Source organism: Clostridium sp. (assembly GCF_029258205.1).
Classification (GTDB): domain Bacteria; phylum Bacillota; class Clostridia; order Clostridiales; family Clostridiaceae; genus Sarcina.
In genome coordinates, this window is sequence record NZ_JARHZJ010000004.1 from 38204 (window position 1) to 63457 (window position 25254).

Below are 25254 nucleotides of genomic sequence, written 5' to 3' on the forward strand. Positions count from 1 at the left end.
CTACTACTTAACTATATTTACTATTTCATTTATATCTAAGCTGACTTCGAATTGTTCTCCATCGCTCATTCTCTTAATTTTAATTTTGTTTTCTTCTATTTCAGAATCACCTATAACAAAAGTATATTTAGCTCCTATTTTATTAGCATACTTCATTTGAGCCTTAACACTCTTTCCTAAATGATCTATTTCAGCCTTAATACCAACTTTCCTAAGATTAAATGCTAATTTCATAGCTTCAAGCTTAGCCTTATCTCCCATTGAGCCAATATAAACTTCACATCTAACAGGTTCAGGAATTTCTATTCCTTCTTCATCTAGGATTAAAAGAAGTCTTTCAAGACCTAATCCAAATCCCATAGCTGGAGTTTTCGGCCCATCTACTTCTTCTACTAGATAGTCATATCTTCCTCCGCCACATACTGTTAATCCATCTTTTATAACCTCAAAAACAGTTTTACTATAATAATCTAATCCTCTTACTATTTGTGGATCTATGTTGTATTCTATTCCCATAACATCTAAGTAAGCTTTTAACTTGCTAAAGTGATCACTACACTCTTCACAGATATAATCTAGTATTGAAGGAGCTTCCTTAACTATTTCCTTACATCTCTTTTCTTTACAATCTATTATTCTCATAGGATTTTTTTCAAATCTTGTTTTACAAGTTTCACAAAGATTATCATAGTTCTCTTTTAAGTATTGTTTTAAAGCTTCATTGAATTTTGCTCTACATTTTGGACATCCTAAACTGTTTATATTTAAACTTAATCCTTTTATTCCAAAATCCTCTGTTAATGCTCTCATAACTAAAGATAAGATTTCTGCATCAATAGAAGCTTCTTGTGAACCAAAAACTTCTATTCCATATTGATGGAATTCTCTTAATCTTCCTTTTTGCATTTTTTCATATCTAAAGCATGGAGTAAAATAGAACATTTTTGTTGGCTGAGCATCAGCATATAAACTATTTTCAATAAATGCTCTAACAGCTGGAGCTGTCCCCTCTGGTTTAAGAGTTATACTTCTTCCACCTTTGTCTTCAAAAGTGTACATTTCCTTTTGAACCACATCAGTAGTTTCTCCAACTCCTCTTTTGAAAAGTTCAGTTGCCTCAAACATAGGAGTTCTAATCTCTCTAATTCCATATTCAGCTGATATTTTTCTTAACTTGTCTTCTATATAATTCCATTTATAAGCGTCGTTAGGTATCATATCTTTTGTACCCTTTTGAGCTTGTATCGCCATAAACAAATCCTCCTACATAATATTATTTTTTATTTATATAAAGTATCAAGCAATTCTTTCTTACCTTCAACCATTTCCTCTATTCTTTTTACATATTCCTTTACGTCTTTAACATTTGCAAATCTTTCTATACGATTTTTATCTTCCTCTAAAAATACTACTTTAGAAACTGCATCTGCTCCTAATGCAATTATAGTCTGCTTATCTTCAATCATTTGAATATTGTAGATACATTCCTTATTAGCTTTTGAATATCCTACATTCTCCATATTACCAACCATATTTTTTTGTCTATACATATAATATGGATGCATATTTAGTTCTCTTCCTAAAACTTTGCTCATTTCATACATATTATTAAGATTTTTTTGCTTTGCAATAGTTATAGTATTATTTAGAACTAAATTTTCATGAAGTCTTGATGCTCTTTTAATAGACATACCATGAATAGTTAAACTATCTGGATTAAGCTCCTTTATCATTTTGCATGTTTTAGAAACCTCAGAAATATCTTCATTTGGAAGACCTATGATAATATCCATATTTATGTTATCAAAGTCTAAGCTTCTTGCCAAATTGAATTTATCCACTACATCACCTGTTAAATGCCCTCTACCTATTGATTTCAAGGTTTTATCATTCATACTTTGAGGATTTATAGATATTCTAGATACTTCATATCTTTTCATAGTTTTTAATTTTTCTTCAGTTATAGAATCAGGTCTTCCACATTCAACAGTGAACTCCTTTATTCCTTTATTATTAACGAAACTCTCATATATATGTTTCATTAATACTTCAAACTGTTCATTATTTACTGATGTTGGAGTACCTCCACCAAAATAAACAGTTTCTATCTTCAAGCCTTTGTTCGATACATAATCGCTTATAGATGAAATTTCTTTACTTAAAGCTTCTAAATATGGTTCCACATCTTTCTTGCATCCAGCAATAGGATTTGCTGCAAAGGAACAATAAAGGCATCTAGTAGGACAAAAAGGCATACCAACATATATACTTACATTTTTTTCCTCTTTATTTACAAAGCTTTCTTCTCTTTCTGCAACTTCTATGCAAAGTTTAGCTTTTTCTTCACTAGCCATATAATAATCTTCAAAATATTTTATTATTTCTTCATCAGACTTTCCTTCTCTTATTAGGGATAAAGCTATTTTACTTGGTCTTATTCCAACTAATGTTCCCCAAGGATATTCATCCTTAAGAGTTTCAGATAAAAATTTGAATATTCCTTTTTTAAGTTCAGTTTTTAATCCGTATCCTTCTTTGAACTCATAATAAAAACTATTGTCTCCATCTGAAATTTCCACCATATTTTCAGATATAAATACCCCGTAATCTCTCTTTTCTTCTTCCTCTACAAACTTTAATTCATTAAAAGTATAAAATATATTAAACATTTGATAAACATCATATCTATACTTTAAGTCATTAAGATATATTTTAATATACATAAAAATCTCCTGCTAAAAATGGGTTTCTTTGTCTTTCGTGTTTAATAGTTGAACTTGGTCCGTGTCCTGGATATACTGCTATGTCATCACCTAATGGTATCAATTTGTCATTTATACTCTTAAGAAGAGTTGCTTGATTACCACCTTCAAAATCACTTCTTCCAATGGATTCTCTAAATAAAGTATCTCCTGTAAAAAGACAGTTGTCTATTAATAAACACACTCCTCCTGGAGTATGTCCCGGTGTTTCTAAGCATTTTATTTCATAATTATCGGATAATTTAAGAGTATTTCCATCTTTTAAATATCCATCAGCCTTTGGAAGATTTCCAAAAACATCAACATTTCTTTCTATCATATCTTCATCTTTTTTATCTATATAAAAAGGTATTTTATATTTTTCTACAAGTTTTTGTACAGCTCCAACATGATCAAAATGTCCATGAGTTAATAATATCATTCTTGGTTTTGCATCTAAATATTCTATTACGCTTTCAATTCTTGATGCTTCTTCACCAGGATCTACTATTATACAATCCTTAGTTTCTTCATCTATAACAACATAACAATTAGCTTGATACATTCCTACTGGAATTGTTTTTATTAACATATCAATCCCTCCTAAAAAATAAAGTTTAATTTATATTTTTAACCGAATTTATAGGAGTCTAACTTGTTAAGCTAAACTCCTATAAAAACTTTCAATGTTTAACTTTTCTTAAATCCTATATTTATTATAATGCTTTATACATAAAATAGTAATATTTGTTTAGAAATTCTTTTTGCTATCTAGCATTAAAGTTACAGGACCATCATTTTCTATATCAACTATCATATGAGTACCAAACACTCCAGTTTCAACCTTTATTCCCTCTTCTCTGCACATCATTACAAACTCATCAAAAAGTTTCTTAGCCTCATCACCTCCAAGAGCATTCATAAAGTTTGGTCTTCTTCCCTTCCTACAGTCTCCATAAAGAGTAAATTGTGATATAAGGAGTAGTTCTCCTCTAACATCCTTTAAGGATAAATTCATTTTATCCTCTTCATCTTCAAAAACTCTTAAGTTTAAAACTTTATCTTTCATATATTTTAAGTCTTCAACAGTATCTTCTTTACCAATTCCAACCAATACATTAAAGCCTTTATTTATAATTCCAACTATCTCATTATCTACTTTAACAGAAGATTTATTTACTCTTTGAACTACGACTCTCACTGTTATTCTCTCCTTTTATTTATTTACTCTATAAACATCTAATATTCCTTGTAGTATTCTTATTTTTTTCATTAAATCTTTTAATTGTTCTATATTATCAATTTTCACTTTAATATTTATATTAGCTACTCCATTTTTCCCTGATTTAGCATTTAAAGAAAGTAGACTAAGTTTAGAGTCAGTTATAACTAACATAATATCAGATAATAAACACATTCTATCTTCTGCTTTAACTTCAAGTTCAGCCACATATGCAGCACCTTTTTCAGTTCCCCAAACAACATCTACAACCTTCTCTCTCTGTCTTTCCAATATAGCCTTAAAGTTAGAACAGTCCTTTCTATGTACAGAAACTCCCCTTCCTTTAGTTATATACCCTGCTATATCATCTCCTGGTACAGGATTACAACATCTTGCAAATCTAACCATTATATTATTTAATCCCTTAACAGTTACTCCATAGCTTTGTTTTTTCTTTGTTTGTCTTTCGGTTTTAGCTATTTGTTCTTCAATATTTTTATTTAATTCTTCTTCACTAACCTGTTTTACAATATTCTCTTTAAGCTTAGATATTACAGTAGATGAAAGTAATTCTCCTTCTCCTACGGCAACATATATTTCTTCAACATTGTTTAAATGATATCTATTTAATAATTTTTCGTATAATGGCCCTTTACAAAGATCTGAAAATACTAAGGATTGCTTTTTACATTCCTTTTCAAGCATTTCCTTTCCTCTTTCTAAATTTTCTTCTCTTCTTGCTTTTCTAAGCCATTGCTTTATTTTGCTTCTAGCTTGATTACTATTAGCTATATTTAACCAATCTATATTAGGTCCTCTAGATGATGAAGATGTTAATATCTCTACTATTTCTCCAGTCTTAAGCTTATAATCTAAAGTCACTATCTTTCCGTTAACTTTAGCGCCTACACACTTATTTCCTATATCTGTATGAATCCTATATGCAAAGTCTATAGGAGTTGCTCCCGCTGGTAAATTTATAACTACACCCTTAGGGGTAAATACAAATATTTCATCTGAAAATAAGTCAAGTTTGAATCCTTCCATAAATTCAGTTGCATCAACAGCTTCCTTTTGCCACTCAAGTATATCTCTAAGCCATGTTAGCTTGTTTTCAAAAGTCATATCTTTTGAATCAGTTCCAGTAACACCACTCTTATATTTCCAGTGAGCTGCTATTCCGTACTCGGCCGTTCTATGCATTTCAAAAGTTCTTATCTGAATTTCAAAAGTCTTTCCTTCACTTCCTATTACTGTTGTATGTAAAGATTGATACATATTAGGTTTTGGCATTGCTATGTAGTCTTTAAATCTACCTGGTATTGGTTTATAAATCGTGTGTACTATACCTAGTACTGCATAGCAATCTTTAACTGTATTAACTAAAATCCTTATTGCTGTTAAATCAAATATTTGTTCTATGCTCTTATTTTTATTTACCATTTTTCTATATATACTGTAGAAATGTTTTGGTCTTCCCTCTATGTCACTATCTATATTAGCTTTATCTAAATTCTCTTTTATCTCTTCAATTATACGAGAAATAAATTTTTCTCTCTCCACCCTTTTTTCAGCTATCATATTTACTAAATCATAATATTCTTCTGGGTGAATATATCTTAAACATAAATCTTCTAATTCCCACTTTATTTTAGATATACCTAATCTATTAGCTAAAGGTGCAAATATATCTAAAGTTTCCTGAGCTTTTTTCTTCTGTTTTTCAGGCTTCATATATTTAAGGGTTCTCATATTATGAAGTCTATCTGCTAATTTTATTATTATAACTCTTATGTCTTTAGCCATTGCTAAAAGCATTTTTCTTACATTATCAGCTTGTTGTTCTTCTTTGCTTTTATATTTTATCTTACCAAGTTTAGTAACACCATCAACTAAGTTAGCTACTTCAACATTAAAAATATTACTTATATCTTCATAAGTATAATCCGTGTCTTCTATGACATCATGAAGAAGTCCTGCAACTATAGTGTTTGTGTCCATGCCCATATCAGCTAATATCATAGCTACGCTAATAGGATGAATTATGTATGGCTCTCCTGATTCTCTTTTTTGTTCTTTATGTGCTTCAAAAGCTAAATCATATGCTTTTTTAACTAAATCTATATCAACATTGTTCCCATTAGCTTTTATTTTAGAAATTAGTTCTTCTAACATACCGGATTATTCTCCCCTACTTAAAATTTCTTTTAATATATTATATTATTATATAACAAAAAAATAAAATAAACCAATAATAAAATTAATGGCTGGTCAATAAACCAGCCATCTTAAAATCTATTATAAATTTTACAAACCTAAAGAATTTTAAACATCATAATCAACTAATGATGTTACTTCGTATCCTTTTAATTTATCTCTTCCTTTTAAATCTGTTAACTCAATAGTAAATGCTAACCCAGCAACTTCTCCACCAGCTTGTTCTACTAATTTAGCAACAGCAGCTATTGTACCACCAGTAGCTAAAAGATCGTCAACTATAGCAACTCTCATACCTGGTTTTATAGCATCTTTATGTATTTCTAAAGCATCTTTCCCATACTCTAAATCGTATTCTACTTTAACTGTATCTCCTGGAAGTTTACCTGGCTTTCTTACTGGAATGAATCCAACACCTAAAGCATATGCTACAGGAACTCCAAATATAAATCCTCTAGCTTCTGGTCCAACTACAACGTCAATATTCTTGTCTTTGAAGAATTCTGCCATTTTGTCAACTGACTCTCTTAATCCTTCTCCATCTGCTATTAAAGTAGTTATATCTTTAAAACTTATTCCCTTTTTAGGAAAATCTTCTATAACTCTTATTTTATCCTTTAAACTCATTACTTTGCCTCCAAAATCAATAAATATATATAAATTTTAATTACTACCTTATTTTTTCATTATAAATATATTTAGTTATTTGCTCCGCTCTGTCCTTATCATTTGTAGTTAATAACTCCACAATTATCTTTGCGTTATCTTTTTTGCTAATAGCACCTTCTCTTGGAGTTATCTCATTAACTATTTTATTAATACTATCTATATTTATATCACTAATATTAAAGAAACTCTTAATGGCATTCAATCCTATACTATTAGTATATCTTAAATATTGAATGCCTTCTTTTAATATTATTCCATTTTCTCCTTTGTTTTTAACATTCTTTGAAACACTACCTATAAGTATTAAATCTAGATACTTATTTATTCTTTTCATGTTATAATATATAGCAATAGCTTGCATTAACTTAAAAGTTAACCCTGAATTAGTCAAATCCTTATATCTATATGAACACTTTTCTTCATTTGGGTTTATATATGTTGAATTATATATACATTTTGTACGCTTATTTTCCATTATTATCAAATCTATATTAAATATATTACAAAGATTCTCTACCTCTTTATTTTTTAGTCCACAACCTACTGTTATTAAAAGTTCTGCACCTAAAAAAGCTATATCTTCTCTTAAAGTATATTCATCTATATCATAGTCATTATCTTCATAATCTGAACTTACACAATATTCAACATCAGCATTTAAATACTTTAATATAAGCATTAAAGATGATATTGCGCATATAGAATCTAAATCACACCCACCATATATAACTATCTTTTCTCTATTGTTAATTGCAGATGCTAGTCTTTCTATTGCTTTATTCATATTTTTAATGTTAAAAGGGCTATACCCAGATATGTAATTAGTGCAATATATGTTTTTCCAAGCCTTCTGCATAATTTAACTCCTCCATAAAATTAAGAAAACAAGTATATTATAATTTAAATTTATCTTTTTGACAAATACTTTTCAAATAAATACGTATTCATTAGTCATTTTTATTACTTTTTACCTATTTTTCTTCAAAAACAATAAAAATTCTAATCAAAATAAAAAAATGCTAAAAGTTTTATAACTTTTAGCATTTTTTACTATTATTTATTTATTGACTTTATTTGTTGTCTTTTGCTTTTTTGTCTATTAGTTATCATACACCAAATTGGACTTGCTATAAATATTGAAGAACAAGCTCCTGATGCTATACCAACTATTAATGGGAAAGCAAAATCTCTAACTGTAGGAACAAAGATATAAACACAAACTATAGTGATTAAAGTTGTAAGTGTTGTGTTTATAGATCTTGACATTGTTTGAGTTATACTTATGTCTGCAATCTCCTCCACAGATTTTCCTCTAAGTTTTTTTTCATTTTCTCTTATTCTATCAAATATAACTATTGTATCATTTATAGAATAACCTACTATTGTAAGTATAGCTGCTATAAATGGAGTATTTATTGTTATACCAAATATAGCATAAACACTTAACGTTATTAATACATCATGCAAAAGAGCTACTATAGCTGCTACACCAAAGGAAAATTTAAATCTTATAATTACATATATAAGCATTCCTATTATAGCTATTACAAGAGCCACTATTGCATTTATTGTTAAATCTTTTCCAACAGAAGCTCCAATCTCATTTTGTGATACTAAGGCATCATCTTTTAAATCATATTTTTCTTTAAGAGCGTTAAAGATATCGCTAACTTGAGTACTATTTAACTCTTTTGCTTTTATTTGAAGTTCAGTACCATTAACTTGATTTGTAACTGCATCTTTTGAATATTCATCTACAATTTTATCAACATCAGTTTTATTAAATTCTGTTCCCATGTTTATTACAACTTGAGTACCACCTTTAAAGTCTATTCCAAAATTCATACCTTTAGTAAACATAAATCCAAAACCTATAGCAATTATAAGAATTGATATAGTAAACCATATTTTTTTCTTCTCTACAATTTTAAGCATTATGTCTACCTCCTTTTATACGACCAAACATTGAAGGTTTATTTAATATTCCCATGTTGAATCCTAAATTCATGAAGAATCTTGTCATTATTATAGCGGTAAACATACTTATTATAATACCTATTAATAATGTTAAGGCAAACCCTTTAACTGGTCCTGATCCAAAGAAGTATAATACTAAACCAGCAATAAAAGTTGTTATATTAGAATCCATTATTGATCTTAAAGCATTACTAAAACCAATTTTAATAGCTGATTTTATACTTCTACCATTTCTAAGTTCTTCTTTGATTCTTTCAAATATAAGTACATTAGCATCTACTGCCATTCCTATTGTTAATAAGAATGCTGCTATACCTGGTAAAGTAAGAGTTACTCCTACTAATGAAAATACATAAAGTACTGCTAATATATAAACACTTAATGACATACATGCAATGAATCCTGGAACTCTATAGTAGATTAACATAAATAGGAATATTATAGCTACACCTATTGCTCCTGCTTTCATTGCATTTGGAAGAGCATTTGCACCTAATTGAGCACCTACAGTCTCAACTGAAACTGCTTTAACTGGAACTGGTAATGCACCAGCATTTATTATTCCAGATACCTTTTCAGCTTCTTCCATTGATCTGTTTCCTGAAATAATAGCTTCACCATTAGAAATTATGTCATTTACTACTGGATCTGTTAATGTTTCATTATCCATTTTTATAGCTATTTTTTGGCCTTTATATTTTTTTGTTGCTTCAGCAAACTTTTTCTTACCCTCTTCGTTAAGCTCTAATTTTATAACTGGCTTACCTGTTTGAGGGTCTATATATACACTTGATTTTTCAACATCTTTTCCTGTTAAAATAACATCATTCTCAGGACCTACAAATGTTAACTCTCCTGTTTGTTGAAGAGAATCTACTATAGTTTTTGAATCGTATTTTCCTGGAATATCAATTCTTATTCTATTTTTCCCCTCTGTTGTTACTACAGTTTCTGAAACCCCAACCTTGTTAACCCTTAAAGATAAAAGTTCCTTGGTTGTGTTTAATTGATCTACTGTTACATCATTACTTTGGATTTCCATAAGAACAGAAACTCCACCCTGTAAATCCAATCCTTTAGTTATAACCTCATTAAACGTTTTAAATTGATAGTCCCCTAAGGTAAATCCTTTGAACCCTGCTAGAGCTAAAAAACTTATCACTACTATGGAGATAAAAAATAATATGAAGCTACCTAATTTTGATTTCATGGTTATCCCCCTCTGTAAAAATTTCTCTGATAAACTAAATTATATTAATATGTTGCCATATAGTCAATATATGGCAACATATTATCAATATTATATTTTTATTCATCATTCATAGTCTTTGACTTTAATGCAATAGCACACTCAATTCTTTTCTTTTGCATTTCACATCCAATTTCATAAGGAACGTGAATATCGCCATTAAAGTTAAAGTTATTTGCTTGACATCCACCACTACAGTAGAATCTTGCCCAACATTCTTTACATTTTGGTTTATTATATATGTGGGCTTGTTTAAATTCTGTTGAAAGATCTTTTCTGATTTCTCCATCATAGATATTTCCTAGTAAGAAATCAGTATTTCCAACGAATTGGTGACATGGATATATTTCTCCATCTGGAGTTACAGCAATATATTCATGACCTGCTCCACATCCTGCTATTCTCTTGTAAACACAAGGACCACCATTTAAATCAATGTTAAAGTGATAGAATTTGAATATGTTATCTCCCTCTTCTAATCTTCTCACCATTTCATTGTATAATTTATCATACTCTCCAAAAATAGTTGGTAAATCTTCTCTTCTTAAAGATAATTCATGTTCATCTGGAAGCACAACTGGCTCTATTGAAATCTCAGTAAATCCTTCATTAGCAAGAGCCATTACATCTTGGAAGAAGTCAGTATTATTTCTTGTAAATGTTCCTCTAGCATAATATTTTTTACTTGGATCTCTCTTTTCAACCATTTTTTTAATGTTTGGAAGTATTCTATCATAACTTCCTGAACCATCAACTCTTATTCTAACAGCATCGTTAACTTCTTTTCTTCCATCTATTGAAAGAATTATATTCCCAATGTTTTTATCTATATAATCAATTCTTTCATCATTTAAAAGAGTTGCATTAGTAGTCATAGTAAATCTTACATTTTTGCCTACTTCCTCTCCTCTTTTTTTACCATAATCTATTATTTCTTTTATTGTATCAAATACCATTAGTGGTTCCCCACCAAATAAATCAACTTCTATATTCTTTATTCCACCTGAATTTGCTAATACAAAATCAATAGCTTTTTTACCAACTTCAACACTCATTGGTTTTCTACATCCTTTGTACTCTCCCTCATCAGCGAAACAATATTTACATCTTAAATTACAGTCATGTACAACATTTAAGCATAGTGCTTTTATGTGTGAAGGTGCCTTATCACTTTCTTTAGCAACCTCTTCATATAAATCTCCTGAGTATAAAGCGTCCTCTTCTACTAATTGAAGTAAATCTTCGTAAGCCTCTTCGATTTCCTCAATTGGATATTTATCTTCTAACTTTTCAATTAAAGATTCCTTACTACTTAATTTGTTATCATTGTCTATCATATTGTAAATAAGATCATCAACAATATGAACACTTCCTGAGTTTACATCTACTACGTAATACTCTCCACCTTGCATAAATTTATGAATTAATGCCACAATATTTCCTCCTAACTAAGAACTATGGCAGTAACTTTAAAAGTTACTGCCACTTAAGAATTTTTATAATTAATTTTCACAAGCTAAGTTTGCTACTGTAGCTGATGTTTTACAAGCTGATTGGCATGAGTTAGCACACTCTCTGCAATCTGCTGGTTTACATAAGCTCTTTTTTAAGCTTGACTTGTTTACTGTTTTTATACGCTTCATTTACTCTTCCTCCAATCAAAACTATCTTTAATATTATACCATGCTAAGGTTTAATTTTAAAGTTCTTTTTAAAAAGCTAATTTGATTTACCATACTTATTCTTTCACATTATAATATAAAATTCAATACCTAAAATGAAAAAATAGTTATTTTAATGTATAAAATACATTAAAATAACTATTTCTTTAAATTATACTAATCAATCTTTGAACTTATGCCTTGTTTTGAAAACTCGATTTTTGTTCTATCTTGAGTAGTTTCTATTATAACGCTATCATCTTTTAATTTTACTATTCTACCTATGATACCGCCTCTAGTTATGATCTTATCATTTACTTTTAGCTCATTTAACATAGCATCATATTTTTTCTTTCTTTTCTTTTCTGGTAGAATAACTATGAAGTAAAATACACCAAACATTAAAATAAACGGTAATACCATTGTTGCTATTTGTTGAAAATTCATATCGGCCACTCCCTTCTTAATTGTTTAAAATTTATATTATTAAGCTCTTCCATTCCATTCTTCTAACTTTTTAGCTTTGAATTCTGCAAAGTATCCGCCATCTATAGCTTCTCTTATATCCTCCATAAGCTTATTATAGAAGTATAGATTGTGAAGAACACATAATCTCATAGCTAACATTTCTTTAGCTTTAAATAAGTGTCTTATATATGCTCTTGTGTAATTTTTGCACGCAGGACATTGACACCCTTCATCTATTGGTCTAGCATCTAATTCAAACTTAGCATTCATTAAGTTTATTTTACCTTCCTTAGTGAAAACATGACCATGTCTTCCATTTCTAGCAGGTAAAACACAATCAAAGAAGTCTACTCCTCTTTCTACTGCCTCTAATATATTTGATGGAAGACCAACCCCCATTAAATATATTGGTTTATCCTCTGGTAAGTGAGGAACTACAGCATCTATAATTCTATACATTTCCTCATGAGTTTCTCCAACTGCTAATCCTCCAATAGCATAGCCATCTAAATCCATTTCTCTTATAGTTTTAGCATGTTCTATTCTTATGTCTTCATAAACTCCACCTTGATTAATACCAAAAAGCATTTGCTCTTTATTAACAGTATCATCTAATGAATTTAATCTATCAATTTCTTTTTTACATCTTTCAAGCCATCTTGTTGTTCTTGCAACTGACTTTTCTACATATTCTCTAGTTGATGGATTTGGAATGCATTCATCAAAGGCCATAGCTATTGTTGACCCTAAGTTACTTTGTATTTGCATACTTTCTTCTGGTCCCATAAATATCTTTCTACCATCTATATGTGAGTTAAAATAAACTCCCTCTTCCTTTATCTTTCTCATTCCTGCTAATGAGAAAACTTGGAATCCACCTGAATCTGTTAAGATTGGTCTATCCCAATTCATAAAGTTATGTAATCCTCCCATTTGCTTTACAATCTTATCTCCTGGTCTTAAATGTAAATGGTATGTATTAGAAAGCTCTACTTGACATCCTATTTCTTTTAAATCCATTGAAGAAACAGCACCTTTTATAGCTGCTAAAGTTCCTACATTCATAAAAACAGGAGTTTGAATTGTACCATGAGGAGTTACAAACTCACCTCTTCTAGCTTTTCCGTCTTTTTTTAAAAGAGTATATCTTTTTTTAGTCATGAAAAAAGTCCTTCCTTTGCTTTTTATTTTATAAACATTGAATCTCCAAATGAGAAAAATCTGTATTTTTCTTTTACTGCAGTGTTATAAGCATTCATTATGTTATCTTGGCCAGCTAAAGCTGAAACAAGCATTATTAAAGTTGATTCAGGTAAATGGAAGTTTGTAATTAAGTTATCAACTATTTTAAACTTATATCCTGGATATATGAATATATCTGTCCATCCACTTTGTTCTCTAACTCTTCCATTTTCATCTCCAATAGTCTCTAAAGTTCTTGAAGATGTTGTTCCAACAGCAATTACTCTTTTTCCAGCTTCCTTGGTTTTATTTATAAGATCTGCATTTTCTTTATCTAAATGATAATATTCTGAATGCATAACATGATTATTTACATCATCAACCTTTACTGGTCTAAATGTTCCAAGTCCCACATGTAAAGTTAAATATGCGATATTAACACCTTTACTTTCAATTTCTTTTAATAATTCCTCAGTAAAATGTAATCCAGCTGTTGGGGCTGCTGCTGATCCTTTTTCCTTAGAATAAACTGTTTGATACCTTTCTTTATCCTCTAATTTTTCATGTATATAAGGAGGAAGTGGCATTTGGCCTAATTCATCTAATACTTGTTCAAATATACCATCATACATAAACTCTATTATTCTATTTCCTTCTTCACCAATCTCTCTAACTATGGCTTTAAGTTTTCCTTCTCCAAAGGTGAAAACTGTACCTACTTTAGCTTTTCTTCCTGGCTTAGCTAGACACTCCCACTTATCTCCTTCTATTCTCTTTAAAAGAAGAAATTCTATTTTACCACCAGTTTCTTCTTTTTCTCCTATAAGTCTAGCAGGCAATACTCTAGTATTATTTAAAACTAAAGTATCTCCTTCATTTAAATACTCTAATATATCATGAAATTTTCTATGTTCAATCTCTCCAGTTTCTTTGTCTAAAACCATTAATCTTGAAGAATCTCTCTTTTCAAGTGGACATTGAGCTATAAGTTCCTCTGGTAGCTCAAAATAAAAATCACTTACTTTCATTTTAATTACACCTTCTCTATTTTATTTTTCAAATAATGTAAATTGTTTAGAATCTATTTTAGCTTCATTAAATCTAACTCTTCCTAAATGTTTATATGCTTTATCTGTTGCCATTCTTCCTCTTGGAGTTCTAACTATAAACCCTTTTTGTAGAAGATATGGCTCATAAACATCTTCTATAGTATCTAACTCTTCTCCAACGAAGTACGCTAAGGTTTCTATACCTACTGGTCCTCCATTAAAATTATCTATTATGGCTTCTAAAATTCTATTATCAATCCTATCAAACCCTTCACCATCAACTTCTAAGATCTCTAAGGATTTTTTTGCAGCTTCTTCTGTAATTTCATTATTATATAAAACTTCTGCAAAATCTCTTACTCTTTTTAAAAGTCTATTTGCTATTCTAGGAGTCCCCCTTGATCTTTTAGCAATTTCAAATGCTCCTTCTTCAGTTATATGGCACCCTAAAATTTCAGCACTTCTAATTATTATTTCCTTTAATTGCTCATCAGTATAATATTCCATAGAACATAAAACCCCAAATCTATCTCTTAAAGGTGAACTAAGCATACCAATTCTAGTTGTAGCACCTATTAGAGTAAATTTAGGTAAATCTAATCTTATAGATTTACTAGCAGCCCCTTTACCAATAATTATGTCTAAAACATAATCCTCCATTGCAGGATATAGTATTTCTTCTACACTTCTATTTAATCTATGTATCTCATCAATAAATAAAACATCATTAGTATTTAAGGTTGTTAATATTGCTGCTAAGTCTCCTGCTCTTTCAATAGCAGGCCCTGATGTTATTTTAAGATTTCCACCCATTTCATTGGCTATTATATTAGCTAATGTTGTCTTTCCAAGACCTGGTGGTCCATATAAAATTACATGGTCTAAGGCTTCCTCTCTTCTTTGAGCTGCTTTTATGAATATATTTAGTCTTTCTTTAACTTTATCTTGACCTATATATTCATTTATTTTCTCTGGTCTCAAACTGTATTCATTAGTTGAATCTATTCCAATCTCATTAGAGGTAACTAATCTTTCACTCATTTAATTACACCTCCTAACGCATTAAAAGCTTTAAAGACTCCTTTATCATATTTTCTATAGATAATGTCTTATCAACTTTTTCTAAAGCCTTTTTAGCTTCTTTCTCTGTATATCCTAATGCTATTAATGCACTTAATGTTTCATTTATATTGAAACTATAATCAGAATTATCATTAATACCTTCTATTAATTCTTCCTCTTTAGAAGTAAGTTCATCAGGCTTTAACTTATCCTTAAGCTCTAGAATAATTCTTTGAGCCGTTTTCTTTCCTATTCCAGGTGCCCTTGTTATGTGCTTTTCATCTCCCATCATTATTGCATACTTTAAATTATTAACAGTACTAATTGATAGGAGTGATAAAGCAGCTTTTGCTCCTACCCCATTTATGGATAATAAAAGCTTAAACATTTTTAATTCTTCTCTTGTTGTAAATCCATATAGACCTATAAAATCTTCCCTAACAATCTGCTCTAGATATAGAAGAACCTCATCGCCTACTTTTGGCATATTAGACATTGTATTTCCAGATGTAAAAATTTTATATCCTATATTATTTAATTCTATTACAACATAATCCTTACTTATCCCTTGAAATTGACCTCTTATATATTCGTACATATTTAATACTCCTATGTATAATAAGTTCTTTAAATCTATATAATACTTTAACATGAAGAGAAAATATTATCAATGAATTACACGAAATTTACTATCCATTTAAAACACTCTAAACTCTCTATTTTCCTAGGTCATATTTTAATTTAAATAATAAAAAAAGCTATATCCTAATAAGACATAGCTATAAATTATATATTTTTTCAAATAATAAGTTTACTAATATTTTTTAACTTATGTAATTTGTTATATTTTCCTCACATTCTTCTCTTGTATCATATTTCTTTTCAAAATTAATTATTTTACTTCTATCAACCTCTGGTAAATCATCTATTTTCTTTGTGCTAACATCCTCTGGTTTTTCAATAAATGGTCTTCCATCCTCACCAGCCTTAAACATTGCTATGTATCCATCTTTTTCTCCTATATAATACTTACCAGCTTCTAAGATTCCCATATCATTTAAGAAAATTATTTCTCCTGAAGTTGATGAAACTAATTCATATCCATCTTTTTCTACAGAAGAAATTAACTCATCTATATTTTCTCCCTTTATTTCTTCATTTTTAATCATCTCTCCAATAGTAGTTTTATAATCAACTACAACATGATCATCTAAAGTTCTTCTTGTAAATATCACATCCATATTCTCAGCCAAAACAATGCCACCTTTTTTCTCTGTAACCTTCATATTAGTTTGTTTAATTTTTTTACTATTATAAAAGTAAGTTATCATATAACTGCTTGCAAATATAAATATGCCTAAAAGAATAAATATTAAGTTTTTAATTTTATTATTATTTTTTATATTATTAAAATTCATATCATCACCTCATTGGTGATGATTAACATATTTTTCTCTTTTTATACATACATTTTAATATTTTTAATAGTTTTTAAAACATATGTATTAACTTACTAATAACCAATCTTATATTTTATTTAATATAAATATTCATTTCTTAAAAACTCTATTTTTTCCTTAGTTAATCCATATTCTTTTAAAAAATATGTTTCATAACTACCATAAGTATTTTTTATTTTATTTAAACTAAGTTCTATGAATTTCTTTTTTACTCCTAAAATGTCATCTATTAATTCCTTTATAGTTTCATTTGATATATGTTTTTCATAAACTTGAAGTATTCTATGATTTTCTCCTTTTCTATATTCATTACTTAACATATAATCTTCTATTACCTTTTCCTCTGGCACACCTAATAACAATAATATTAAAGCTGATCCTAAACCAGTTCTATCTTTTCCTGATGTACAGTGCTGTAATACAGCTAGATTTTTAGGATTTTCTATTATCTTTATAAGCTCTTTAAAAGCTAAATTATTTATTGGCATCTCAATATATCCATCCATAAGTATCTTTTCAGGCGGTTCTTGATTGCTATCCTTTAATAAAATGCCTTTTAAATAAGATTCCATATTTAGATTTTTATTATCTAAATTTCTCATTGCAGATATATTTATATTTTTTATCCCTTCAACATTTTTATCTGGACTTAATTTAACTTCTTCTAAGGATCTATAATCAAAAATATACTTAATTCCTAGAGTTTTAAAATATTCTAAATCTTCTCCTTTTAATTTATTTAAAGCTTCTGAGCGGTAGAATAATCCCCATTTCACCATTCTTCCATCTTTTGTTTCATATCCACCTAAATCTCTAAAATTACAAAATCTTTTAAGTGGTACAAGTCTCTCTGCTAAAATCAACTCTTCATTTTCACATTTTATAAAATAAAAAGTTCTATTTTTAGGCTCTGGATCATTAAACTCAAATTCATTTTCTTTTTCTATATGTTTAATAAACTTTAATTCTCCATCAAGTTTCTCAGAATAATATAAAGTTCCAGTAACTTCTTTATTTAATGTTATTTTTAATATCTCTCCAGCGATTCTTATTAAATTTCCATTTAAGCTTCTCATAAAACATCATCTCCTAATATAACCAAAATTCTTTTTTTAATTATACTACTTATTTTCTTTAATTGTTAACTTTTATTAAATCTTTTAGATATTTTATATTTATCCTTAATTTATTAAACTTCTTAAGTTTAAAGATTTTTTTCAAAGAATTAATATTTTTCCATATTATGTATGATAAAATATTCTTATAAACTGTAAACATTATTATTTATATATTTTTAAAATATAACAAGAATTGTTTTTCTATAGCATTAAGCAAATTGAACTTTTAATTATATTTAAATCTAGTTTATTTATGATTAAGGAGGTCCCATGGAATTATTACTTATATTGCTTTTTTTAATAATGCTTATGACAGCATTTTCAACCTCACTAAGAGAAACTAAAAAATAATTATATTAAGATTGATTTTATATTGCATGAAAACCAAAAATAAAGGCAGTAATATTTAATATGGTAAAACCATTAGATATTACTACCTTTAACTGAATTAACTTTTTTAGAATCTTATTTAATTATTAGTCTCTTAATATTTTTATAAAAATCTTATCTTTTAGTTTTTAAATCTCAATTTTTCTTAAACCTATGTATATCTTAAACCAATATATATTAGTAAATAAATCTATTATAAATAATCCTATATAAATTAATACTAATAAAAAATTTTAATTATTATGATAGTCATAACTAGATAAATTATTGCCTATATAAAAAAATACCTTTTGTTATCTATTACGCACATCAAAAGGTATTTTTATTATTCAAAATCAAAAGTTAATTTTTATAATTAATAAGATATTAAACTCTTACTCATCCCATCCTTCTGGGAATTCAGCATTGTGATAAACCTCTTGAACGTCATCGTCATCTTCAAGTAAGTCTAACATTTTTTGGAATTTCTTAGCATCCTCTTCGTTTATAGCAGTTTCAGTATCTGGTATCATTTTAACTGATGCTTCTAAGAATTCTAATCCTTCTGCTTCTAAAGCTTCTCTTACTGTACCAAAATCTTCTGGTGAAGTTGTAACTATGAATACCTCTTCCTCTGATGCAAAATCTTCTGCTCCAGCATCTAAAGCTAGCATCATTATTTCATCTTCATCCAACTCAGCTTTTTCTATTACTATTTCACCTTTCTTTTGGAACATAAAACCAACGCATCCTGATGTACCCATGTTTCCGCCACCTTTAGTGAAAGCACTTCTTACATTACCAGCTGATCTATTTTTATTATCTGTTAATACTTCAACCATTACAGCTACTCCTGATGGTCCGTATCCTTCATAAACTATTGATTCATAGTTTACTGAATCCCCTTCTCCAGCAGCTTTCTTTATAGCTCTTTGAATGTTATCATTTGGCATGTTTGCAGCCTTAGCTTTTGCTACAGCATCCTTTAATCTTGAGTTACCCTCTAAGTTTGCTCCACCTTCTTTAACTGCAACCGCTATCTCTTTTCCTATCTTAGTGAATATTTTTCCTCTTTTGGCATCCATTTTACCTTTTTTAGCTTGTATATTATGCCACTTTGAATGTCCTGACATCCTTATTCCTCCTAACATATATGTGAACTATAGTTTAAATTTCTTTAAATATCTTGAAATAATACCTAAATATTATATCATAGAGATTTTTTCTCTTCAACTTAGCTGTTTTCTGTAGTTAAAGCTTACTCATCAAAACTTTCATAAAGTCTACTTCCTTCTTTAAAATATATTCCTTCTAAATCAGTACTCATTATAGCTTTTCCATTTGTTGCTTCTGTAAAGCTTTTTTCCATTTCTGGAATCATAGTTTTTTCTGCCAATATATAAATCTTAACATTATCAGCAAACTCTGTATCCTCTATGTACCAATTATTTTGACCACATATATATTGAATCTTTCCATAAAGATCATAATCTATTTCTATACAAAGCATTGCTCCTTCTACTTTTTCTACAACGCCTGCTGCATTTATAGCTATGGCTGCACCTTTAGTATAAGCTCTAGTAAGTCCCCCTGTACCTAATAATATTCCTCCAAAATATCTAGTTACTACTACTGCACAATCTGTTATTCCTTGTTTTTTTATTACCTCTAATATTGGAATACCAGCTGTTCCCTGTGGCTCACCATTATCACTATATCTTTGTATCCCCATATTTTGTCCTATAACATAGGCATAGCAATTATGTCTTGCATCCTTGTGTTTATTATTTATTTCTGCTACAAACTCTTTAGCCTCTTCCTCTGTTGTAACTCTTTTAACATAGCCTATAAAAACTGATTTTTTCTCCTCAAACCTATCATCAGCTTCTTTTTTTACCGTTATATAATTCATAATATCTACCTACCTTTTAACACATCGTATATATTATTTATTCCTTTTTCTATCTCAATATAATCTATTTGTGAAAATCCAATTCTAAAGCTTTTATCTCCATCATTAGGATTTTTAAAGAATATACTTCCTGGAGTAATTATAGTTTTTCTATCTTTTAGTTCATAAAATAACTTTTTAGAAGTTATGTCTATGTTCTTATTTATCTTTAAGAATAAATTAAGTCCCCCCTTAGGCTCTTTATAAGAAACCATATCTCCCAATTTATTATCTATAAGTTCTTTTATAAAGTTATATCTTTTTGAATATTCCTCATTTAATCTTTCTATATGTTCTTTCCAATAGCCCTTTTCAATATAATCCTGAAGAGCTCTTTGCATTAAACTTGAGGTAGCTATATCTGTATTAAACTTTAAAGCTTGAAATTCCTCTTTAAATTTATCTGGTGCTATTAAATATCCCATTCTTATACCTGGAAGAAATATTTTAGAGAAACTTTTTATATATATAACTCTCTCAGAATCTAAACTTCTATAAGGTATGTACTCTAAACCATTAGAATAAACTAATTCTGAAAGATAATCATCTTCTAGTATGTAAAAATCATATTTATGTGCGAGCTCTATTATTTTTTTCTTTTTTTCTAAAGAACAACTTATACCTGTAGGGTTCTGAAAATAACTCATAGTATAAAAACACTTTATTTTATTTCTCTTTAATAAATTTTCAAACTTTTCAATATTAGGCCCATCTTTTTCCATTGGAATTTCCAATATATTTGCTCTTCTAAGTTTAAATACTAAAAGTGCCCCTCCATAAGTTGGCCTTTCTATTACAATGTTATCATTTATATTTACTAATGACTTTCCTACAATATCAATACCTTGCTGAGCTCCAGAAATTATAAGTATATTATCTAAGTTATTTTTTCCATTCCAGAACTCCTCATTTATACTTTTTCTTAATTCTAAATACCCCAAAGGATCACTATACATCAGTGCCTCTACTCCATCTCTAACTAATACATTATCTAAAACTTTCTTAAGTTTTTCTACTTGGAAGAAGTTTGCACTAGTAGTTTCCCCAGTGAAGTCTATCCAATTCTTCAAATCTCCAGAAGCTATTTTTCTAAACAAATCATTATAATCATTCTTAAAACTTTTTCCTACATCCTTATTTTTAGCATAAGTTCCACTTCCTTGAGCTTGATATGCATACCCTTCTTGTACAAGTTTCTTATAAGCATTAATAACAGTTACTTTATTCACCTCTAAAAAATCTGCTAGATTTCTTATAGTTGGTAACTTTTCTCCCTCTGATATCTCACCGTTTTCAATTAAACTTTTAATATTATCGTATATTATTAAATATTTACATAACCCCTCTTTAAAAACCACACTAAATTTATTCATCTCTTACACCTTATTTAAACATTATCTTTTATTAAATATACTTTTTCTGTTATAAGCTTCTGTCCACATGGTGAAAATTTTTCTCTTCCACTTTTCTTAACTATATTTTTCTTATAAAGATATCCTAATAATTCCTCAAAATCTATATTAAATCCTTGGAATTCTTCTGATTTTTTTATTTCTTCTGAGCTTAAATAATCCTTTTGTTTTTTCATAAAATCAACTAAAGCTTTTATTATTCCTCTAATATTCCTTTCTAAGAAGCTTTCAATATAAAAATGTACATATTCTAAAGCCTGTTTATCTGCTGCTTTGAATATTCCATTAACCATTTCTTCAAAATTTTCATCTAATTTCATAAGCATACCAGTAGAGCTTTTTGTTATTAAATATCCATTAAAATTTAAATATAATCTACTAAAACTATCAACTGAATACATAAGAGCCTCAAAGGCAGCGTAAAAATGTTCATTGTGAATACATTTTTTGTATAAATTTATATCTTGTAAAAGCTCGCTTAAATAAACAAGATTCCATTTTTCACTATGATCATCTGTATAATATTTTATTGAAGTAAATTTATCTGATATTTCTTGATCCTTACAAAAAATTAATTTTGAAGATATAAATTTTCTATGTATTGTGCTACCAGTTATTTCTTCTTGACAGAAATTAACTAAAAACTTTTTAGAAACTATTTTCAAATGCAAAGATACACCTAATTCTTCACCATAAACATCCTTTATCTCTTTAAAGTCTCCATTTACAATAACAAACAAATCTATATCTGATCCTTCCCATATATCTCCGTTTATTATACTTCCAAATGCTGTCACTCCAATAACATCTTGATTCTTTTGAAGATCGTTTATAACCGATTTAAAAGAATTTTGATATTTTAATATTATTTCACTCAATTTTTTTCCTCCTTAATAACTCCTATTAATTATATTATAATTTATGATGTGACAAATGTAATAATAAAAGCTAAATTCTTACTGAATTTAGCTTTTATTAATGGATTTAATAATATTATTATAGCTCATAACCTCTACATTTATTTTCTACCTCTTCATCCACTTCTGCCTTTATATAAGTTCCATCTTCTCTATATTCTTCTTCGCTTACATTAGCATTTCTATGAAGATAAGCTACAACTTGCTGAGCTGTATAAGGAATAATATACTCCTTGCTTTTCAATGTGTATGGTAATTCTTCACTTATTGCTTCTAATAATTCATCTAAGTTTATTCTTTCCCTAGCAGAAATTTTTACTACTTTATTATATATTGAAGAATATTTTGCTTCTAATTCATTTAGCTTTTCTTCATCAGCCTTATCAATTTTATTAAGAACTAATATTTTTGCTGATTCTAAGGCTTTTAATTCACCTAAAACTTTTTCTACAGCTATAATTTCTTCTTGTGCATTATCTGAAGAAGCATCTACAACATGGCATAAAAGATCTGAGTATATAACCTCTTCTAAAGTTGATTTAAAAGCTTCGACTAATTCATGAGGAAGTTTACTTACAAATCCAACGGTATCTGTTAATGTTATATCCCTATTATCTGGAAGTTTTATAGCTCTTGTTGTAGTATCTAAAGTTGCAAAAAGCATATCTGCTTCAAAAACTTTATCCTTATATTGAGTAGCTAAAGTTGAAGCTGATTCTTCACATAAAGTATTTCTTAAAGTAGATTTTCCTGCATTAGTATATCCAACTAATGAAACCTGTGAAGTTTTATCCTTACTTCTTCTTTCTCTTTGAGTTTCTCTTATTTTCTTTATCTTTTTAAGTTCGGCTTGAAGATCATATATTCTTTCTCTTATATGTCTTCTATCTATTTCAAGTTTCTTTTCTCCTGGTCCTCTTGTTCCTATTCCACCACCAGTTCTAGACATAACAGTTCCAAGTCCCATAAGTCTAGCAGCTCTATACTTAAGTTGAGCAAGTTCTACTTGAATTTTAGCTTCTCTTGTTTTAGCTCTTCTTGAGAATATTTCTAAAATAAGAGTTGTTCTATCAATTACCTTAACCCCTAAGTTAGCTTCAAGATTTTTAACTTGTGCTCCTGATAATTCATCATCAAAAATTACTAAGTTAGCTCTTGTTAATTGTCTTATATTAGCAATTTCTAAAACCTTACCTCTTCCTATATAAAAAGAAGAGTCAATTTTACTTCTATTTTGGAATACCTTTTCTAATGTAGGAATATCACAAGCCTTAGCAAGTTCCTCTAATTCATCTAAGCTTTCTCTTGTGTCACATCCTACCAAAATAGCTCTTTCACTATCATCTTCCTCAACATTACTTGTTTTAATAATTTCTTCGATATGATTAATTTTATCTAAAATATTAATTTGTAAGCACTTATCTATAGTTAAATAAGGAACTTCTTCGCTTATAAGAATCTCATTTTCTACATAACAAAATCCTAAAGAAGCATCTTTAGCCTTTCCTTCCTCTACAGCTATAGCCATTATTGTATCAAGTTTTAGTTTCATAAGAGCTGATATATCTAAAGCAGAAAGTCTACAAACTCCACTTGGATGAGTATGTATTATTCTAATTCCAGATAATCTTTTTTCGTGTATATCTATTAATGGAATTTCTACGCTTGAAGAATCTCCTATAGCTACACTAATTACCTTTCCTTTTCTATTTATTCCTACACTAATTTCTCTTTCTATTTGAGAAGATAATCTAGAAATAACATTTATTATATCTTCTGTACAAACACTATATTTAGGTACATTTATTTTATAAAGTTCTTCTAATTCTTTTAATACAGAATTTCTTATTCCATCAGTATTTCCATGTATCATATATTACCACCTCGTAATATTTATTATGTTTCTTGACAATTTTCATTTAATTTTATACTATAAATACAATATTGTAAATAATACGGATTAGTTAGGGGAGAAATTAATGGAAGATAAGAACAGAAATATACTAATTTCTGAAGAACAAATAAAAAAACAAATAGCTATTGTAGGTAAAAAATTAACTGAAGATTACAAAGATAAAAACCTTTATGTTTTATCTCTATTAAGAGGAAGTTTCATATTTACTGCTGACTTAGTTAGAGCAATTGATACTAAAGCTCAAATAGGATTTATGACTACTTCAAGTTATGGCCATGGTGAAGAAAGTACTGGAATAGTTAAAGTTGTAAATGATATTCCTGACAATATCGAAGGTTTAGATGTTTTAATCGTTGATGACATTATAGATTCAGGTATAACAATGGATTTTGTTATAAATCACGTTAAGTCATTAGGAGCTAAATCAGTTAAAACTTGCACTCTTTTAGATAAACCATCTAGAAGAAAAGTTGATTTAAAACCAGATTATTGTTGTTTTGAAATAGAGGATTTATTTGTTGTTGGTTATGGATTAAATTATGGTGATCACTATAGAAATATCCCTTACATATTTAACTGGGAAAAATAATTAAAAGGAGGAAATTCCTCCTTTTT

The 25254-nt window shown here is 28.5% G+C and carries 24 protein-coding genes; 1 reads left to right on the forward strand and 23 read right to left on the reverse strand.

Going from position 1 to position 25254, the window contains the following annotated elements:
- Nucleotides 1-3: 3 nt before the first annotated feature.
- The 23 genes from hisS to hflX form a co-directional block, all read right to left on the reverse strand.
- The gene (gene hisS, locus Q1J60_RS00410; protein WP_300256999.1) at nt 4-1251 is read right to left on the reverse strand and encodes a histidine--tRNA ligase; all 1248 of its coding nucleotides are present in this window, start codon (nt 1249-1251) and stop codon (nt 4-6) included.
- 29 nt (nt 1252-1280) lie between these two features.
- Entirely contained in the window at nt 1281-2723 is a 1443-nt protein-coding gene (locus Q1J60_RS00415) for a coproporphyrinogen III oxidase (RefSeq protein WP_300257002.1), read from the reverse strand.
- The gene (locus Q1J60_RS00420) at nt 2713-3333 is read right to left on the reverse strand and encodes an MBL fold metallo-hydrolase (protein ID WP_300257005.1); all 621 of its coding nucleotides are present in this window, start codon (nt 3331-3333) and stop codon (nt 2713-2715) included. The genes Q1J60_RS00415 and Q1J60_RS00420 overlap by 11 nt, the downstream gene beginning before the upstream one ends.
- A 159-nt stretch (nt 3334-3492) precedes the next feature.
- A complete protein-coding gene (dtd, locus tag Q1J60_RS00425; RefSeq protein WP_300257008.1) occupies nt 3493-3942 on the reverse strand; it encodes a D-aminoacyl-tRNA deacylase in 450 nt (149 codons plus the stop codon).
- Nucleotides 3943-3957: 15 nt separating this feature from the next.
- The gene (locus Q1J60_RS00430) at nt 3958-6138 is read right to left on the reverse strand and encodes a RelA/SpoT family protein (protein ID WP_300257011.1); all 2181 of its coding nucleotides are present in this window, start codon (nt 6136-6138) and stop codon (nt 3958-3960) included.
- Nucleotides 6139-6288: 150 nt separating this feature from the next.
- On the reverse strand, nt 6289-6807 hold the full coding sequence (locus tag Q1J60_RS00435) for an adenine phosphoribosyltransferase (RefSeq protein WP_300257013.1): 519 nt from the start codon (nt 6805-6807) through the stop codon (nt 6289-6291).
- A gap of 43 nt (nt 6808-6850) precedes the next feature.
- A complete protein-coding gene (locus Q1J60_RS00440) occupies nt 6851-7705 on the reverse strand; it encodes a DHH family phosphoesterase (RefSeq protein ID WP_300257016.1) in 855 nt (284 codons plus the stop codon).
- 197 nt (nt 7706-7902) lie between these two features.
- Nucleotides 7903-8784, reverse strand: coding sequence for a protein translocase subunit SecF (gene secF / locus Q1J60_RS00445; protein ID WP_300257019.1), 882 nt, complete (start codon nt 8782-8784; stop codon nt 7903-7905).
- Nucleotides 8777-10036, reverse strand: coding sequence for a protein translocase subunit SecD (secD, locus tag Q1J60_RS00450; protein ID WP_300257022.1), 1260 nt, complete (start codon nt 10034-10036; stop codon nt 8777-8779). The genes secF and secD overlap by 8 nt, the downstream gene beginning before the upstream one ends.
- 98 nt (nt 10037-10134) lie before the next feature.
- The gene (gene scfB, locus Q1J60_RS00455; protein WP_300257024.1) at nt 10135-11508 is read right to left on the reverse strand and encodes a thioether cross-link-forming SCIFF peptide maturase; all 1374 of its coding nucleotides are present in this window, start codon (nt 11506-11508) and stop codon (nt 10135-10137) included.
- A 69-nt stretch (nt 11509-11577) separates the two neighbouring features.
- The gene (gene scfA, locus Q1J60_RS00460; RefSeq protein WP_003451489.1) at nt 11578-11718 is read right to left on the reverse strand and encodes a six-cysteine ranthipeptide SCIFF; all 141 of its coding nucleotides are present in this window, start codon (nt 11716-11718) and stop codon (nt 11578-11580) included.
- Between the two features lie 195 nt (nt 11719-11913).
- The gene (gene yajC / locus Q1J60_RS00465) at nt 11914-12183 is read right to left on the reverse strand and encodes a preprotein translocase subunit YajC (RefSeq protein WP_300257026.1); all 270 of its coding nucleotides are present in this window, start codon (nt 12181-12183) and stop codon (nt 11914-11916) included.
- Nucleotides 12184-12222: 39 nt separating this feature from the next.
- Complete coding sequence (gene tgt, locus Q1J60_RS00470) at nt 12223-13365, reverse strand: tRNA guanosine(34) transglycosylase Tgt (protein ID WP_300257029.1); 1143 nt, start codon at nt 13363-13365, stop codon at nt 12223-12225.
- Between the two features lie 23 nt (nt 13366-13388).
- The gene (queA, locus tag Q1J60_RS00475) at nt 13389-14414 is read right to left on the reverse strand and encodes a tRNA preQ1(34) S-adenosylmethionine ribosyltransferase-isomerase QueA (RefSeq protein WP_300257032.1); all 1026 of its coding nucleotides are present in this window, start codon (nt 14412-14414) and stop codon (nt 13389-13391) included.
- A gap of 21 nt (nt 14415-14435) precedes the next feature.
- Nucleotides 14436-15476: a Holliday junction branch migration DNA helicase RuvB gene (gene ruvB / locus Q1J60_RS00480; protein ID WP_300257035.1), complete on the reverse strand. Its 1041-nt coding sequence runs from the start codon at nt 15474-15476 to the stop codon at nt 14436-14438.
- 13 nt (nt 15477-15489) lie between these two features.
- Entirely contained in the window at nt 15490-16095 is a 606-nt protein-coding gene (ruvA, locus tag Q1J60_RS00485; protein WP_300257037.1) for a Holliday junction branch migration protein RuvA, read from the reverse strand.
- A gap of 226 nt (nt 16096-16321) precedes the next feature.
- Nucleotides 16322-16915, reverse strand: coding sequence for a hypothetical protein (locus tag Q1J60_RS00490; protein ID WP_300257041.1), 594 nt, complete (start codon nt 16913-16915; stop codon nt 16322-16324).
- A gap of 119 nt (nt 16916-17034) precedes the next feature.
- Nucleotides 17035-18033 (reverse strand): tyrosine-protein phosphatase, encoded by a 999-nt coding sequence (locus Q1J60_RS00495; RefSeq protein ID WP_300257043.1) that lies wholly within the window; start codon nt 18031-18033, stop codon nt 17035-17037.
- Between the two features lie 806 nt (nt 18034-18839).
- The gene (locus Q1J60_RS00500; protein WP_300257046.1) at nt 18840-19577 is read right to left on the reverse strand and encodes a YebC/PmpR family DNA-binding transcriptional regulator; all 738 of its coding nucleotides are present in this window, start codon (nt 19575-19577) and stop codon (nt 18840-18842) included.
- Nucleotides 19578-19702: 125 nt separating this feature from the next.
- On the reverse strand, nt 19703-20356 hold the full coding sequence (locus Q1J60_RS00505) for a YigZ family protein (RefSeq protein WP_300257049.1): 654 nt from the start codon (nt 20354-20356) through the stop codon (nt 19703-19705).
- Between the two features lie 5 nt (nt 20357-20361).
- The gene (gene pdxR / locus Q1J60_RS00510) at nt 20362-21768 is read right to left on the reverse strand and encodes a MocR-like pyridoxine biosynthesis transcription factor PdxR (protein WP_300257052.1); all 1407 of its coding nucleotides are present in this window, start codon (nt 21766-21768) and stop codon (nt 20362-20364) included.
- Nucleotides 21769-21782: 14 nt separating this feature from the next.
- Nucleotides 21783-22685 (reverse strand): nucleotidyltransferase domain-containing protein, encoded by a 903-nt coding sequence (locus Q1J60_RS00515; protein ID WP_300257055.1) that lies wholly within the window; start codon nt 22683-22685, stop codon nt 21783-21785.
- Between the two features lie 118 nt (nt 22686-22803).
- The gene (gene hflX / locus Q1J60_RS00520) at nt 22804-24597 is read right to left on the reverse strand and encodes a GTPase HflX (RefSeq protein ID WP_300257059.1); all 1794 of its coding nucleotides are present in this window, start codon (nt 24595-24597) and stop codon (nt 22804-22806) included.
- A gap of 106 nt (nt 24598-24703) precedes the next feature.
- Here hflX and hpt point away from each other — a divergent pair, with 106 nt between their 5' ends.
- Entirely contained in the window at nt 24704-25228 is a 525-nt protein-coding gene (hpt, locus tag Q1J60_RS00525) for a hypoxanthine phosphoribosyltransferase (protein ID WP_300257062.1), read from the forward strand.
- Nucleotides 25229-25254: the final 26 nt, after the last annotated feature.

Bases quoted from the DNA above. Each gene is read 5' to 3' on its own strand.
- queA (WP_300257032.1), bottom strand. From the start codon at position 14,414: ATGAAAGTAAGTGATTTTTATTTTGAGCTACCAGAGGAACTTATAGCT.
- hpt (WP_300257062.1), top strand. From the start codon at position 24,704: ATGGAAGATAAGAACAGAAATATACTAATTTCTGAAGAACAAATAAAA.
- Q1J60_RS00435 (WP_300257013.1), bottom strand. From the start codon at position 6,807: ATGAGTTTAAAGGATAAAATAAGAGTTATAGAAGATTTTCCTAAAAAG.
- Q1J60_RS00420 (WP_300257005.1), bottom strand. From the start codon at position 3,333: ATGTTAATAAAAACAATTCCAGTAGGAATGTATCAAGCTAATTGTTAT.
- yajC (WP_300257026.1), bottom strand. From the start codon at position 12,183: ATGAATTTTCAACAAATAGCAACAATGGTATTACCGTTTATTTTAATG.
- pdxR (WP_300257052.1), bottom strand. From the start codon at position 21,768: ATGAATAAATTTAGTGTGGTTTTTAAAGAGGGGTTATGTAAATATTTA.
- Q1J60_RS00430 (WP_300257011.1), bottom strand. From the start codon at position 6,138: ATGTTAGAAGAACTAATTTCTAAAATAAAAGCTAATGGGAACAATGTT.
- Q1J60_RS00495 (WP_300257043.1), bottom strand. From the start codon at position 18,033: ATGAGAAGCTTAAATGGAAATTTAATAAGAATCGCTGGAGAGATATTA.
- scfA (WP_003451489.1), bottom strand. From the start codon at position 11,718: ATGAAGCGTATAAAAACAGTAAACAAGTCAAGCTTAAAAAAGAGCTTA.
- secF (WP_300257019.1), bottom strand. From the start codon at position 8,784: ATGCTTAAAATTGTAGAGAAGAAAAAAATATGGTTTACTATATCAATT.
- hflX (WP_300257059.1), bottom strand. From the start codon at position 24,597: ATGATACATGGAAATACTGATGGAATAAGAAATTCTGTATTAAAAGAA.
- Q1J60_RS00440 (WP_300257016.1), bottom strand. From the start codon at position 7,705: ATGCAGAAGGCTTGGAAAAACATATATTGCACTAATTACATATCTGGG.
- Q1J60_RS00505 (WP_300257049.1), bottom strand. From the start codon at position 20,356: ATGAATTATATAACGGTAAAAAAAGAAGCTGATGATAGGTTTGAGGAG.
- ruvB (WP_300257035.1), bottom strand. From the start codon at position 15,476: ATGAGTGAAAGATTAGTTACCTCTAATGAGATTGGAATAGATTCAACT.
- hisS (WP_300256999.1), bottom strand. From the start codon at position 1,251: ATGGCGATACAAGCTCAAAAGGGTACAAAAGATATGATACCTAACGAC.
- tgt (WP_300257029.1), bottom strand. From the start codon at position 13,365: ATGACTAAAAAAAGATATACTCTTTTAAAAAAAGACGGAAAAGCTAGA.
- ruvA (WP_300257037.1), bottom strand. From the start codon at position 16,095: ATGTACGAATATATAAGAGGTCAATTTCAAGGGATAAGTAAGGATTAT.
- Q1J60_RS00490 (WP_300257041.1), bottom strand. From the start codon at position 16,915: ATGAATTTTAATAATATAAAAAATAATAATAAAATTAAAAACTTAATA.
- secD (WP_300257022.1), bottom strand. From the start codon at position 10,036: ATGAAATCAAAATTAGGTAGCTTCATATTATTTTTTATCTCCATAGTA.
- Q1J60_RS00415 (WP_300257002.1), bottom strand. From the start codon at position 2,723: ATGTATATTAAAATATATCTTAATGACTTAAAGTATAGATATGATGTT.
- Q1J60_RS00500 (WP_300257046.1), bottom strand. From the start codon at position 19,577: ATGTCAGGACATTCAAAGTGGCATAATATACAAGCTAAAAAAGGTAAA.